Origin of the sequence: Paenibacillus typhae (assembly GCF_900099765.1) — a bacterium.
Classification (GTDB): domain Bacteria; phylum Bacillota; class Bacilli; order Paenibacillales; family Paenibacillaceae; genus Paenibacillus_AQ; species Paenibacillus_AQ typhae.
The window spans coordinates 25,009-40,307 of the sequence record NZ_FNDX01000053.1; the positions used below are offsets into that span (position 1 = coordinate 25,009).

General features: G+C 50.5%; 10 protein-coding genes. 8 read left to right on the forward strand and 2 right to left on the reverse strand.

What is annotated here, in order from left to right:
- Nucleotides 1-488: 488 nt before the first annotated feature.
- The 6 genes from BLR64_RS26570 to BLR64_RS26595 all read left to right on the forward strand — a co-directional run bounded on the left by BLR64_RS26570 (nt 489) and on the right by BLR64_RS26595 (nt 10,324).
- Complete coding sequence (locus tag BLR64_RS26570; RefSeq protein ID WP_244157859.1) at nt 489-1,346, forward strand: ABC transporter permease; 858 nt, start codon at nt 489-491, stop codon at nt 1,344-1,346.
- A 17-nt stretch (nt 1,347-1,363) separates the two neighbouring features.
- Nucleotides 1,364-2,245, forward strand: coding sequence for a carbohydrate ABC transporter permease (locus BLR64_RS26575; protein ID WP_090719299.1), 882 nt, complete (start codon nt 1,364-1,366; stop codon nt 2,243-2,245).
- A gap of 126 nt (nt 2,246-2,371) precedes the next feature.
- Nucleotides 2,372-3,922: an ABC transporter substrate-binding protein gene (locus tag BLR64_RS26580; protein ID WP_415841205.1), complete on the forward strand. Its 1,551-nt coding sequence runs from the start codon at nt 2,372-2,374 to the stop codon at nt 3,920-3,922.
- 92 nt (nt 3,923-4,014) lie between these two features.
- Nucleotides 4,015-5,499, forward strand: a complete 1,485-nt coding sequence (locus tag BLR64_RS26585) for a glycoside hydrolase family 32 protein (RefSeq protein WP_090719303.1) — start codon at nt 4,015-4,017, stop codon at nt 5,497-5,499.
- A gap of 18 nt (nt 5,500-5,517) precedes the next feature.
- Complete coding sequence (locus BLR64_RS26590; RefSeq protein ID WP_090719305.1) at nt 5,518-6,402, forward strand: ROK family protein; 885 nt, start codon at nt 5,518-5,520, stop codon at nt 6,400-6,402.
- A 115-nt stretch (nt 6,403-6,517) separates the two neighbouring features.
- Nucleotides 6,518-10,324, forward strand: coding sequence for a GH32 C-terminal domain-containing protein (locus BLR64_RS26595; RefSeq protein WP_090719307.1), 3,807 nt, complete (start codon nt 6,518-6,520; stop codon nt 10,322-10,324).
- 126 nt (nt 10,325-10,450) lie between these two features.
- Here BLR64_RS26595 and BLR64_RS26600 read toward each other — a convergent pair whose 3' ends face one another.
- Together BLR64_RS26600 and BLR64_RS26605 are read right to left on the reverse strand one after the other, a co-directional pair.
- The gene (locus tag BLR64_RS26600; protein ID WP_090719309.1) at nt 10,451-10,819 is read right to left on the reverse strand and encodes a hypothetical protein; all 369 of its coding nucleotides are present in this window, start codon (nt 10,817-10,819) and stop codon (nt 10,451-10,453) included.
- A gap of 68 nt (nt 10,820-10,887) precedes the next feature.
- On the reverse strand, nt 10,888-11,361 hold the full coding sequence (locus tag BLR64_RS26605; RefSeq protein ID WP_090719311.1) for a DUF2798 domain-containing protein: 474 nt from the start codon (nt 11,359-11,361) through the stop codon (nt 10,888-10,890).
- Nucleotides 11,362-11,500: 139 nt separating this feature from the next.
- On the opposite strand from BLR64_RS26605, the gene BLR64_RS26610 reads away from it, so the two are divergent.
- Nucleotides 11,501-11,917, forward strand: a complete 417-nt coding sequence (locus tag BLR64_RS26610) for a MarR family winged helix-turn-helix transcriptional regulator (protein ID WP_090719313.1) — start codon at nt 11,501-11,503, stop codon at nt 11,915-11,917.
- 357 nt (nt 11,918-12,274) lie between these two features.
- Nucleotides 12,275-14,932, forward strand: a complete 2,658-nt coding sequence (gene ppsA, locus BLR64_RS26615) for a phosphoenolpyruvate synthase (RefSeq protein WP_090719315.1) — start codon at nt 12,275-12,277, stop codon at nt 14,930-14,932.
- Nucleotides 14,933-15,299: the final 367 nt, after the last annotated feature.

Consider the following 15,299-nt stretch of genomic DNA (forward strand, 5'->3'; position numbering starts at 1 on the left):
TTCTTTTCGTCTACTCCATTAAATGTATAATAGTTTTCGCAAAATAGCAAATAAATTTTTACAAATGCACAAATTAGTTTACAAAATGAACAGAAAGGCATATACCGTATTTTGATTTAGTCTGTCTTCATACCATTTTTCGGCGTTGAAAGCGGAATTTTTATAAAAATAATCAGCTTTTCTTGATTTTTGTCAAAAGAAACAGGGCAATTAAGAACAAAATAGTAGTCAAATGAACAAATTTATTTTTACAAAATGTATTGACTGATGGTTTTTCATTTGATAAATTGTAAAGGAACCAGAGGGCATTTGCACTGAAAAATGTAAGCCTTTCAACAGTGTCCCCGGAGCTTTGAACTATAAAACCATGTACATGAATGGAGGTAAAGGCATTGCATAATTCAATAGAAGCGGATCCCCGGCGCGTGACAGCGGTGAGGAGGAGCTCCTTGCCGGAATATTTGAAAAAGCATTATTTCCTGTATCTCATGCTCGCACCGGCGCTGATCCTGACCCTGATTTTTAAATACGGTCCTATGTATGGTGCGGTTATCGCCTTTAAGGATTTCAGCCCGATCAAAGGGATTCTGGGCAGTGAATGGGTGGGACTCTACAACTTTGAGAAATTCCTGTCCTCCCCAAACTTCGAGGTCATTTTTATGAATACGCTTAAATTGAGTTTTTTCGGCCTGCTTCTGAGCTTTCCTGTGCCGATTCTGCTCGCCCTGATGCTAAATCAGGTCCGACGTGCCGGGGTCAAAAAGAACATCCAGCTTTTCCTCTATGCCCCTAACTTTATCTCGGTAGTGGTGGTTGTAGGGATGCTGTTCATCTTCCTGTCCCCGACAGGGCCGGTTAACCAGCTGTTCAGCTGGATTAACGGCGAGCCGGTGATGTTCATGTCCCGTCCGGAGTATTTCCGCTGGATCTATATCCTGTCCGACATCTGGACCGGGGCGGGCTGGGCTTCCATTATCTATGTGGCGGCGCTGGCAAATGTGGACCCAGAGCTGCATAACGCGGCCAACCTGGACGGTGCCAACCTGCTGCAAAGAATCCGGCATATTGACCTGCCGACCATCAGACCGATTATGGCGATTGTCTTTATTCTTGCCGCAGGCGGCATCATGTCTATCGGCTTTGAGAAGGCTTATCTGATGCAGACGGCCACGAACCTCCCGACCTCCGAGATTATTCCAACCTATGTGTACAAAATCGGCCTGCAGTCGGGCGACTATGCGTACTCAGCTGCAGTGGGGCTGTTCAACTCGGTTATCAACGTCATTCTGCTGATTACTGTGAACTTTACAGTGAAGAAGCTGAATGAGGGCGAAGGCCTTTACTAGGAAAGGAGCAACCATTCATGTTCGTAAAACATTCCCGGCTGGACCGCCTGATGCTCGCGCTGAACGCCGCCTTTTTGACGCTGGCCGTGCTGGTGGTCATTCTTCCGCTAATCTATGTAGTGATCGCCTCCTTCATGGACCCTTCGGTCCTGTTGAGCCGGGGGATTTCATTTAAGATTTCCGACTGGTCTGTTGAAGGCTATAAGATGATCCTTACCAATCCGGCAATGCTGCGAGGATTTGCAAACGCTGTTTTTTATGCCTCCGCCTTTGCGCTGCTGACCGTTACGGTTTCAGTATGTGCCGGGTATGCCTTATCGGATGACCGCTTGAAGGGGAAGGGCTTGTTTATGACGCTGTTCCTGTTCACGATGTTCTTCGGCGGCGGCCTTGTCCCGACTTATCTTCTGGTCAAAAATCTGGGGCTGCTGAATACGGTCTGGGCCGTCATTATCCCCGGAGCGGTCAATGTATGGAATATTATTTTGTCCAGAACCTTCTTCAAAGGGGTGCCGAAGGAGCTGAAGGAGGCGTCCAATGTGGACGGGGCCTCGGAGATGAGGATTTTCTTCAGCATCGTATTGCCGCTCTCCAAGCCGATCATTTTCGTGCTGGCGCTGTATGCCTTTGTCGGCCAGTGGAATTCGTACTTCGACGCCATGATCTATCTCGATAATCCCGCTCTACACCCGCTGCAGCTCGTGCTGCGCTCAATCCTGATCCAGAACCAGGTGGATCCGGGCATGATCAGTGACCAGTTGGCTGCGGCGGAAATGAAGCGTCTGTCAGAAATCATCAAATACGCTGCAATCGTGATTTCCAGCCTGCCGCTGATCATTATGTATCCGTTCTTCCAGAAATATTTTGAAAAAGGTGTCATGGTCGGCTCCATTAAATAGGAAGCAGGCTGCACATAGATAAGTTCTTTTCATTCATTTTTACTTTGGAGGTCATATCCGATGAAAAGCTCAACACGTACAAAAGGTTTGTCAAAAGCAGCATCAGCCTCTGTCCTAGCTTCCTTCATGTTCCTTGCTGCCTGCAGCAGCGGTGGCGGGGGAGGCAGTGCGGCCAGTGAACAGCAGGACCCAAGCGGCAAGGTTACCTTAAACTTCATTACGCAAAGCTCTGCACTGGCCCCGGCCGATCCGAACGACAAGCTGATCAATAAACGGCTCGAAGAGAAAACAAATGTGCATATCAACTGGAAGAACTTCACGAATGATGTATTTGTAGAAAAAAGAAATCTGGCCGTAGCCAGCGGCGATCTTCCGGATGCCATTTTTAACGCGGATTACAGTGACTATGAGCTGCTGAAGCTGGCCAAGGACGGCACCATCATTCCGCTGAATGATCTGATCGAGCAGAATATGCCCAACTTTAAAAAGGTGCTGGAGGAAGCTCCAGAGTACAAAAGCATGATCACAGCGCCTGACGGCAATATCTATGCTTTCCCCTGGATCGAAGAGCTGGGGAACGGCAAGGAAAGAATCCAGGCGGTGGATAGTATGCCATGGATCAATGTGGAATGGCTAAAAAATCTGGGCCTCGATATGCCAACGACTACCGAAGAATTGAAGCAGGTGCTGATTGCCTTCAAGACCCAGGACCCGAACGGCAACGGCCAGGCCGATGAAATTCCGCTTTCCTTCATTAATAAGCCTGGTGCGGAGGATCTGGTGTTCCTGTTCGGATCATTCGGGCTCGGCGAGAACCCCGACCATGCGGTGGTCAGCAATGACGGCAAAGTGGTCTTTACCGCTGCCGAAGAAGGCTATAAAGCAGCTGTGAAATTTATTAATGAGCTGTACAAAGAAAAACTGATTGATATCGAAGCCTACACCCAGGACTGGAGCACTTATCTGGCCAAGGGGAAGGATCAGAAGTACGGCCTGTATTTCTCCTGGGATAAGGCGAATATTTCCGGTGCGAACGATGCCTACGAGGTGATGCCGCCGCTGGCCGGACCGGACGGTGAAGTCAACGTAACCCGGACGAACGCCCTGGGACTGGGCCGCGGAAAGATGGTCGTCACCAGTGCCAACAAAAACCTGGAAACTACGGCGAAATGGGTCGATCAGCTGTATGATCCGATCCAGTCTGTCCAGAACAACTGGGGAACCTACGGGGATGATACCCAGCAGAACATCTTTGAATTTGATGAAGCCGCAGGGATGCTGAAGCATCTGCCGCTGGAAGGCACCGCTCCGGTGGAGCTCCGTGAGAAAACAAGCATCGGCGGACCGCTGGCGATTCTGGATTCTTATTACGGCAAGTACACCACCATGCCGGATGATGCCAAGGGCAGAATGGATATCGTCAAGAACATCATGGCTCCGAAAATGAAGGCGGAGAACGTCATGCCGAGCGTATTCCATTCCATTGACGAGCTGGACCGGCTGACGACCATCGAAACCGACCTGTTCGCCTATGTGCTCAGAATGCGCACCGAATGGTACCAGAACGGCAAAATTGATGCCGAGTGGAATGACTATCTCAAGGAGCTGGACCGCCTCGGCCTGCAGGAATGGCTGGAGATCAAGCAGGGCGGCTACGACAGAGCAACGGGGAAGTAAAATAAAAATAAAGATTGAACGGGAATCTTGAGAAAAGACCTTTTCTCTAAATTCCCGGTTCAATCTATCCGGGAGAAAAGGAGAAATCATATATGTCAGCAATAACAGAACAAAACTACCGGGGTGCCTATCACTTTTCGCCCCAGAAGAATTGGATGAACGATCCGAACGGGCTCGTATACTTCGAGGGAGAATACCACTTGTTCTTCCAGCATCACCCGGACGGTATGAGTATGGGGGAGATGCACTGGGGCCACGCCGTCAGCAGGGACCTGATCAACTGGGAGGAGCTGCCGGTAGCGCTGGTGCCGGATGAACTGGGTATGATTTTCTCGGGAAGCGCAGTTGTGGACTGGAAAAATACGACGGGCTTTTTCGGGGATAAGCCAGGTCTTGTAGCGATCTTTACCCATCACCTGAACATGCCGGAAGGACAGCCCGCCGTTCAGTATCAGAGCATTGCTTACAGCAAGGATAACGGCAGAACCTGGATCAAATATGCCGGGAATCCGGTGCTGACCCATGACAGCTTCATTGATTTCCGTGATCCCAAGGTGTTCTGGGATGCTGATGCCAGCCGGTGGGTGATGATCGTGGCCTGCGGCCAGACGGTATGCCTGTACTACTCGCCTGACCTGATTCACTGGACCTTTGCCAGCGAATTCGGTGCCGGGATCGGCTCGCATGATGGAGTGTGGGAGTGCCCGGATCTTTTCCCGCTGCCGGTTGATGGAGACGAGGATAATGTTAAATGGGTGATGCTTGTGAGCATCGGCGCTGATCCGGCCTTTGAGGAAGGCTCCAGAACACAGTATTTCACAGGCAGCTTCGACGGGGCCGTATTCACGCCTGACGAAGCCTCGCAGCGCATCCGCTGGATCGATTATGGAAGGGATAATTATGCCGGGGTCAGCTGGTCCGATCTTCCCGAGGAAGACGGGAGACGCCTGTTTATCGGCTGGATGAGCAACTGGATGTATGCTCCGCAGACACCGACAGAAGGCTTCCGCGGAGCGATGACGATTCCCCGTGAGCTTTCACTGGAAACGAGAAACGGGGAAGAGACGCTCATCCAGAAGCCTGCCAAAGAGCTGGAAGCAGCGCGCATCCCGGTCCTGTCCCTTAAGAATGCTTCGGTGCAAGAAATTAATGCGACCTGCGCAGGGCTTGAACTGGACGCCTACCTCATAGAGGCGAAGCTTCCGCGCGGTACGTCTGCCGGCTTCCGTTTAAAAGCAGGTGCGGGGGAGCATACCGTTGCCGGGATTAATGCGCAGACGGAAGAATTGTACGTAGACCGCAGCGCTTCCGGGAAGGCAGATTTCCACAGTCTGTTCGCGGGGGTTCATTCTGCGAAGCTTGCGGCACCGGCTGAAGTCTATGATTTGACGATTTATGTTGACCGTTCCTCGGTGGAGGTATTCGCGGGCGGCGGTCAGGCGGTTATTACGGATCTTATTTTCCCCGGGTCTGATTCCGCCGGTCTGGCTGCCTTTGCAGACCAGGAAGGGCAGGTATTCCTGTCGCTGGAACTTTATGAGCTGGACTCCTCTGCTGCAGCCGGCGGCAGGAAGTAAGCGGGAGGTGCAGCCTACATGCGTATAGGAGCTATAGAAGCAGGCGGAACGAAATTCATCTGCGGCATCGGGGATGAGCACGGACGGATTGAGGATCAGATCAGCTTTCCGACCGGTCATCCGGATCAGACGATGCCCCAAGTGATTGATTATTTCCGGGATAAAGGGGCAGAAGCCATCGGGATCGGGTCCTTTGGCCCGATAGATATCCGCCCGGATAGCCCGGCCTATGGTTATATCACGACCACACCCAAGCCGGGATGGGCACATTATGATCTGCTCGGGACCTTGAAGCATGCTTTTCCGGTTCCGCTGGGCTGGGATACCGATGTTAATGCTGCAGCCTATGGTGAGGTGAAATGGGGGGCGGCACAGGGACTGTCCAGCTGCCTGTACATCACCGTGGGTACGGGGATCGGTGTCGGCGTGTATACGGAAGGCCGGCTGGTACACGGTCTTGTCCACCCTGAGGGCGGGCATGTTCCGACGAGACGGCATCCGGAGGATCATTATCCGGGAAGATGCCCTTATCACGGGGACTGCCTCGAAGGAATGGCGGCAGGGCCGGCCATCGAAGCCAGATGGGGAAAGAAGGGCCATGAGCTTCCTGCCGGGCACCAGGCATGGGAGATTGAAGCCTTCTATATTGCCGAGTCCGTAACCCAGGCTGTCCTGCTGCTCTCCCCGGAGAAAGTCATACTCGGCGGCGGCGTAATGCAGCAGTCCCAGCTGTTCCCGCTGATCCGTGAGGCCGTGCGCCGGAATCTGAACGGTTATGTCAGTTCAGATGCTATTCTGACGCAAATGGATGAGTATATTGTGGCTCCGGGTCTCGGCCAGCAGGCCGGATTATGCGGAGCGCTGGCCCTGGGTCTTGCAGCAATAGATAAAGTCCAGAGTTAGTTCAATCTATTCATCCATATAAACAACAGGCAAGGCCGGAGTGATGCAGATGCAGCAAGCCGGCCTTGTTTCTCAAAAAAAGGAACTTATCATACACAGGAAAAGAGGTTGAAGGATGAACCGTAAAGCGAAATTTGGGCTGATTATTCTGCTGGCTGCGGGAATGATGTTCACTTCAGCAGGGATAACACCATTTCATCCTGAGTCAGGCCGGGCTGAAGCGGCAGAGCCGGCAGCAGGCCAAGGACCCGAGGGGGAGACGAGCATTTTTGAAACCGCTACCAAACTGAACAGCAATTTGACGGGATGGTACACAGCCGGAAAAGGCAGACAGGAGAACACAGCGGAAGGGCTTCTGCTGACCTCGGACCTCCAGGAAAATGTGCTGGCTCTATCGCAGACTTCCGCGGATGATCTGATCTATGAAGCGGATGTGATGATCAAGGAGGGACAGCCCGATGCCTCGCTGCTGTTCCGCTCAAGCGGTGACGGGAAGCAGGCCTATATGCTACAGATTGTGCCGCAAGCCGGTGTGATCCGTCTAAGGGATGCGGCAGATGGAGCCGGCAGCCTGCAGGAGGAACGCCAGGTTCCTCTGGCCCAGGGCGAAATTTATCATCTGAAGGTGAAGGCTCAGGGCTCCTCTCTGAAGGTATACTGGGGGAATCAATACAAGCCGGTAATTGATATTGAGGACCATACCTATACCTCCGGCCAGCTCGGGCTCCACGTCTGGGATGGGGCTGCATTGTTCCAGAACATCCTGGTGAGTGACCTGCAGGGGAATCTCGGGACTGTAATAACCAGTAAAGGCCATTGGCAGCCGGATCTGAACGGTAAAAAAGGCTCCTCCGGCAATCAGGGCAAAGCGCTGCTGCTCTATGACAGGCCGGCTGCCGATTTCGTATATGAAGGCCAGATATCCCTTCCTGCGGATGGAACTGCGGGCCTTGCATTCCGGTCCGCTGCCGACGGCACGGGCGGATATGAAGCGGCTCTGGTCAAGACGGGAAATCAGCTCCGTGTCCGGTTAACCAAAGCGGACGGTACGGTCATTGCAGCCTCAAGCCGTACTTATCCTGGGTTAGCCGGGGCAAAACATGCGGTGGAGGTCCAGGCGAAGGGGAGCCGGATTCAGATTTTTGTGGATGGCTATACTCCGGCAGCTATTGATGTCACTGACAGCTCATATGTATCCGGAAGTACGGGGCTCGTCGTAAACAGCGGAACCGCCTATTTTCAGAATACTTATGTCACGGATGCCGCCAGCTATAATAATGAAAGATACCGGCCGCAGTACCATTACACCCCGATGCGCGGTTCCGTAAGTGATCCGAACGGGCTGGTCTATTTTAACGGAGAATATCATCTGTTCCATCAGGACGGCGGTACCTGGGCACATGCAGTCAGCACAGACATGCTGAGCTGGAAGCGGCTCCCGATAGCCCTCCCGTGGAATGATTACGGGCATGTCTGGTCCGGGTCGGCCGTAGCCGATCTGAATAACGCCTCGGGTTTGTTCGGGGATTCAGGCGGCCAGGGGCTGCTCGCCTACTATACGTCCTATAATCCGGATGCCCCCAACGGTAACCAGCGGATTGGTCTGGCCTACAGCAAGGATCAGGGACGTACCTGGGAGTATTCCAAAGAACGTCCAATAGTGATAGAGAATCCAGGAAAGAACGGGGAGGACCCCGGGGGCTGGGATTTCCGCGACCCCAAGGTAGTGCGCGATGAGGCCAATAACCGCTGGGTTATGGTTGTATCTGGCGGAGACCATATCCGTTTTTTCACCTCAACCAATCTGCTCGACTGGACGCTAACCGATAATTGGGGATATGGGAGCTATGTCCGCGGAGGGGTGTGGGAATGTCCCGATCTATTCCCGCTTACGGTGCAGGGAACCTCGGAGAAGAAGTGGGTGCTGATGATCAGCACAGGAGCGAATCCGGCAACAGGCGGATCGGATGCGGAATATTTTGTCGGGAATCTGACGGCTGAGGGGAAATTCGTGAATGATAATCCGCCCGGAACAGTGCTGAGAACCGATTTTGGCAAGGAGTTCTATGCGTCCATGTCCTTTTCGGATATGCAGGATGGACGGAGAGTGCTGCTGGCGTGGATGTCCAACTGGGATTACCCGTTTGCCTTTCCGACAACAGGCTGGAAGGGGGAGCTGACGGTTCCGAGAGAAGTTACACTGATCCAGACAGCTGACGGATTCTGGCTAACCCAGAGCCCGGTTAAAGAGCTGGAATCGCTGCGCAGCCCGCTTTATTCGGCATCCGGGAAGACAGTATCCCCTTCTTCACAGAATCTGCTGAAGGGCATTACTGCCGGAGCGTATGAGCTGGAAGCCGAGGTGGAGATTCCCGCCGGCAGCGGTGTGTCGGAATTCGGATTTAATGTGCGTGAGGGGAATGGCGAAAAGACGGTTGTTGGTTACAAGCCGGCTGCAGGCACAGTGTTTGTAGACCGTTCCCTTTCCGGAGCGACCGATTTCTCCAGCCTGTTCAGCACCAGACATGAGGCGCAGACGGTCGCGGAGAACGGCAGGATCAAGCTGCGCATTCTGGTGGATGAAGCCTCAGTCGAGGTGTTTGCGAACGGCGGGAAGGCTGTTTTTTCGGATGTCATTTTCCCGGACCCGGCCAGTCGGGCGATGAGCTTCTACACCAAGGGCGGCAATGTAAAGGTGGTCTCGTTAAAGGCTTACAAGCTGGCTTCCGTATGGAACGGGAACGGGCCGGGCCTCTCCGCCCGGATTATGATGGATACCAGCGAACGCGAGCTGAGTGCAGGGCAAAGTGTGACCCTGCAGGCTGCGGTAGAAAATGGACCCGGCAACGGCGTAAATCCGCTGAAGTGGACATCCAGTGATCCCGGGACTGTTACGATACAGCAGGCCGGTAATTCCGGGGCGTTGATTAAGGCGGTAAAAGCAGGCACAGCGGTTATTACGGCAGCTACCCCAAATGGAAAGGCGGCAGCAAGTGTCCGTGTGCAAGTCTTTGGTGGAGAATTCCGGACCAGCCTCAGCGGCTGGACGAAGGATCTGTCCATGGCCTCGTGGCTGGCGGGTGAAGACGGCATCCGCGGAAGCTACTCCGGCGATGCCCAGTATATTGCCGCAGAACAGGCGGGGGACTTCACCTATGAAGCTGACATGAAGCTTGGCACAGCCGGGGGAGCAGGCTCTCTTCTGTTCAGGGCAAGTACGGACGGCCGCAACGGCTATTATCTGAATCTGGACCCGAATATGAAGTCGGTCCGCTTGTTTTACAAGATCGGCTGGCGCTTTGAAGAACGGCAGGTGCTGGCCAAGGTGCCGGCCTTCATTCAGCCGGACCGGATCTACCATCTGAAGATACAAGCGGACGGCCCTCATATTACAGTGTACCTGGACGGGCAGAAGCTAATGGATGTGCGGGACGGTACCTTTGCCGACGGACATTTTGGACTGCATGTATTCGGGGGAACTGCTTCGTATCAGAATGTAAATGTGAGCGGGGCTGTACCGGCGAAGCTGGAGGCTTCAAGCCTGGTAAACGAAGCGGCCCGTAAATCCCTTTATACGGGCAGCCAGGTTAATGGTGAACCGGTAACGGTTAAAGCGGCGGATGCAGCATCAGACCAGAAATGGATATTTGTGCCGACCGGCGATGAAGCAGGCTCTTATTCCATCCGTACAGCCTCCGGCCAGGCTCTTGACCTGAATACAGGACAGAATGTAATCCAGCTCTATTCATACCTGGGTTACGATAATCAGCGCTGGATCATCCAGAGAAATGAGGACGGTTCAGCAGCGATCCTCTCGGTTCACAATTATATGGCGCTGACGGTTTCAGCAGACGGATCAGGTGTAAGCCTTACAGCTCCGCAGGCTGGTGCAGCAGACCAGAAATGGCAGCTGGGCTTCTGAAACGCTAATATTAAGTCATTGCCGCCAAACCCTTTATAGAAATAAAACAGTCCCGGTGCAGATACATTGCACCGGGACTGCCTGTATGTTGAGGCTATCTGAATAATAACAAAGCCGGTAGGTGCTTTAGATCTGCCGTCCGTTCTCTCCTTTAAGCTCCTTGCGCAGCAGGTAAGCTTCCGCATAGGTAATCATGGCCTGGATAAAAATAAACAGCAGCTGATTCATCAGGGTTGTCTCGGCTGTGATAATAAGAACAACGGTGATAAACCCGGTCAGCAGCGCCAGTAAAATCAGACCCACGGAGGGTTTACGGTTGTTACTTGCCCTAAACACATTCAACAGCGTAATAAATATACCCTGAGCCAAAAAACAGTTCGCAATCAAAGTGAAATTATCCCACATTCTGGATTCAAGCTCTGTGCCGAAAATATTAATAAGGATAAGGGCTACGATTAGCGCAAAGAGTGAGATACCATCCTTTTTGGCAAGCATGGCACAACATCCTTTCATAGCAGTTTGTTATCCATTATTACCCAAGGCTCTGCTGAATCAAGCAAGCACTAAGCGCTTTGCACCGCTGCCTTCACCGGATAGATTTTTGTAAATAGGAAGCGGGCGAGCGGACCGACAATCAGCAGCTGCAGCGGCAGGGCGCAGATGAAATTAAGGCCCAGAATGGTCAGATAATGACGGAGAAAGTTGTCTCCGAAACCGTAGTGTGCTAGTGTGCCATATAGGGACATGCAGATAACCATGCCGCAGACCATAAAGGATGAGATGGTCAACACTTTTTTAATCACGGGATCGGACGGCTTAAGCAGCTTGAATGCCAGCCCCTTGGCGACTTTACTGACAACGAAAATGTCCAGCACGAGTGCGACTGCAAGCGCCGGCAGCAAGCCTGCTGCTACTTGAATAAACACTTCGCTTGTTGCGCCGATTGATATGATTACATTATAAAAGCTCATTCCCACGACCATAAGGAAGCACATCATGCTGGTGAATACCAATGCTTCTTTTTTGTTTCTGCCCATTGTTCAAACTCCCTTAACTTTAGGTTTTTTATGCTTCACTCATATTAGCAGTGGGCCGGATTATTGTCAACCTAGTTGACAATAATCCGGAAGAACGTTCAAACTGAAAGAGTATTCTGATAACTGGAGGCCTTTTGTGATGAAGGAATATATCCGCGGCTTAAATCTGATTGATCTGGTCAGTGAAAAACATAAAGTATTGCGTGAAAAGGTAAGTGCGGACAGCGGTGATCCGCTGAATCATACAGAGACGCATATTCTGGCCAAGCTGGAGCTGCACGGCAGGCTATCCATCTCGGACATCAGCCGGAGGATCAGTATATCCCGCCAGGGGGCGCAGAAAGTGGTCAATTCCCTGCTGGAGCAGGGCTACGTTGAAGCTGTCCAGGTGGAGGGAAACAGCCGTGACAAATACATCTCCCTGACCGCCGGCGGACTGGAGGTGTGCCGCAGAATGCTGGAGATCAAGCAAAAGATCGAGCAGGAGATTGCCGCCAAAATCGGTGCGGAACAGGTGAAGCTGCTGAAGCAGCTGCTGGCGGAGGACTGGCTGTAGGGGGAAGTGTAGGTTACAAATGAAACTATTGATGGACAATGAACGATATGAACTTCTACGTGAATTATCAACGGACAGGCGGATGGATTACCTGGTGAGCAAACAATAGACATTCTGAAAAATGGGAGCCCGTTATTCAACGGGCTCCCATTTTTTTGGATATCAAAGGCGAATGAACGGAGATGATGAATCTGAAGTTATTTATTGAATGGCTAATTTTTGATGTGACAAATGTAGCGGAAATCAACATAAATGGATGAAATGATATGATAATATAAAATTTGTAAGTACGCCGTATTGAAGAACTAATATCAAACGAAGATTTTTTCTCAATTTAATGATTAGGAGTGAAAGGATTTGAATTCGTTGGTTCTCAGCTTACATGAAATCGAAAAGACACAGCATTTGCTAGTTGGCGGAAAAGGGTTAAATCTAGGGGAATTATCAAAGATCCAAGGAATACAAGTACCGGAAGGATTTTGTGTTACAACCGAAGGTTATAAAAAAGCCATCGAACAAAACGAAACGTATCATGAATTGCTTAATCGGCTAACCATGCTAAACGTAAGAGATCGAGATCAAATTGGCGAAATCAGCCGGAAGATCAGGCAAAGCATTATAGAAACAGAAATTCCTTCCGATGTTGCGGAAGCCGTTACTCACTATCTCATCAAGTTTGGCGAGAACCATGCTTATGCAGTGCGTTCTAGTGCAACTGCTGAAGATTTACCGCATGCCTCTTTTGCTGGTCAACAAGATACCTATTTAAATATCATCGGTGTTGATGCCATCTTGCAGCATATCAGCAAATGTTGGGCTTCTTTATTTACAGATCGCGCAGTAATCTACCGTATGCAAAATGGATTTGACCACAGCCAGGTTTATTTATCCGTTATCGTTCAAAAGATGGTTTTCCCGCAGGCTTCAGGGGTTTTATTTACAGCTGATCCGATTACCTGCAACCAAAAGGTGTTATCAATCGATGCCAGCTTTGGACTTGGAGAAGCTCTGGTCTCCGGCTTGGTTTCTGCCGATTGTTATAAGGTAAAGGAAGGGGAAATCGTCGATAAGAGGATTGCTGCCAAAAAATTGGCTATCTATGGACGAAAAGAAGGCGGAACAGAGACTGTGCAGATCGATCCTGATCAGCAAAACAAGCAAACCCTTACTGATCAACAAATTGTGCAGCTGGAACGTATTGGTAGACAAATCGCAGCTTATTTTGGTCACCCGCAAGATATCGAATGGTGTTTGGACCATGATTCATTTTATATTGTCCAGAGTCGCCCAATCACAACGCTATACCCGATCCCTGAAACAAATGATCAAGGAAATCGCGTGTACATATCTGTCGGTCACTTTCAAATGATGACGGACGCTATAAAACCACTTGGGCTGTCCTTTTTCCTGTTAACAACTCCTGCACCCATGCATAAGGCGGGTGGAAGGCTGTTTATTGATGCGACACCTATGTTGATTTCACCTCATAGCGATAAAGCTGGATTTAATCCTCTGGGACAAACAGATCCGCTCATCGAGGACGCACTTCGGACCCTGAAAAAGCGGGGAGATTTTATTAAACCGCTACCAGAGGATCACACAGTACCGTCTCACAGTAAAAGTAATAAAGCTATGATGCCTCCGCCGCCTCAAGTACCAACGGAATATGATCCTTCAATCGTTCCTTATTTGATTAACAGCAGTCAGGCATCCATTGATGCGTTACAACAAAATATCTCAACGAAATCAGGATTAGATTTATTTGATTTTGTTCTAGAAGAAATCCAACAATTAAAGAGGATTTTATTTAACCCGCTAAGTTTGGGTGTCATTATAGCTGCTACAGATGCTTCATCATGGATCAATGAAAACATGAATAAGTGGTTAGGCGAAAAAAACGCAGCAGAAATACTTACTCAATCTGTACCGGGCAATATTACTTCGGAAATGGGACTGGCGCTACTGGATGTCGCAGATGTGATTCGTCCATATCCAGAAGTCATTGATTATTTGCAACATGTCAAGGAGGACAACTTTTGGAATGAACTCGTTGAGCTGGATGGCGGACGGGAAACCCGAGACGCAATCTATGCTTATCTCGACAAATATGGTATGCGTTGTACGGGAGAAATCGATATCACCAGAACGCGTTGGAGCGAAAAACCAATCACACTTGTTCCCTTGATTCTTGCTAACATCAAAAACTTTGAGCCTAATGAAAGCAAGCGTAAATTTGAGCAAGGCCGACAGGATGCTTTAAAAAAAGAACAAGAATTATTAGATCAATTAAAGCAACTGCCGGATGGGGATCAAAAAGCCAAAGAAACAACAAGAATGATCGAGCTGCTCCGGAATTTTATCGGCTATCGCGAATATCCAAAATACGATCTGGTGACTCGCTACTTCATTTATAAGCAAGCTTTGCTAAAAGAAGCCGGACAACTCGTTCAAGCAGGCGTTATTAATGAAAAAGAAGATATCTACTATCTCACTTTTGAAGAACTTCACGAAGCCGTACGCACTAATAAACAGGATTATCCGGTTGGCATGGCCGGGCAGCAAGCGAAGCTTGCGACTAAACAGATCATCAGCAAACGGAAAGACGAGTACAAATATTTTGAAAAACTAACTCCCCCGCGTGTAATCACATCTGATGGTGAAATCCTTGCAGGCGAGTACAAACGGGAAAATGTTCCGGCTGAAGCGATTGTAGGTCTGGCTGTTTCTAACGGAGTTATAGAAGGACGAGCGCGTGTCATTTTAAACATAGAAGATGCTGATCTGGAAGAGGGAGATATATTAGTTACCGCTTTTACTGACCCCGGCTGGACACCCTTGTTTTTATCCATCAAAGGTCTGGTCACCGAAGTAGGTGGACTGATGACCCATGGTGCAGTTATCGCGCGTGAATATGGTTTACCAGCAGTTGTTGGGGTGGATAATGCCACCAATCGGATAAAAGACGGGCAACGAATTCGCGTGCATGGAACAGAGGGGTATATCGAAATATTGTAATGCGCTCGTCGATAGCTTAATACAGACAGAAGCAGCCGGCCCTTTAGGACCGGCTGCTTTTCGTGTGCGCCCGGCATGGGCGATAACTTGGCGGTGAAAGTCCGCTACAGGCTTGGCAGTAGGAACTGTTAGCCAAGGGCAAGGGTGTCCGCCGCGAGGCGGAATCTGAAGGAAGCCGGAGGCAAACCCTCGGTCTGACGAACAGAAATCACATAGAAGGCATGCTGGGACGGACGAGCTTGCACTACAAAGCAAAGTCCAATACTGCCCGAATTCCAGGATGTAAATGTGGCAGATAGATGAGGGGAAAGTTATCGCTCTTACCCGGGGAGGTCTCACAGACGTCAAGTAGGGAAAAAAAAAAATC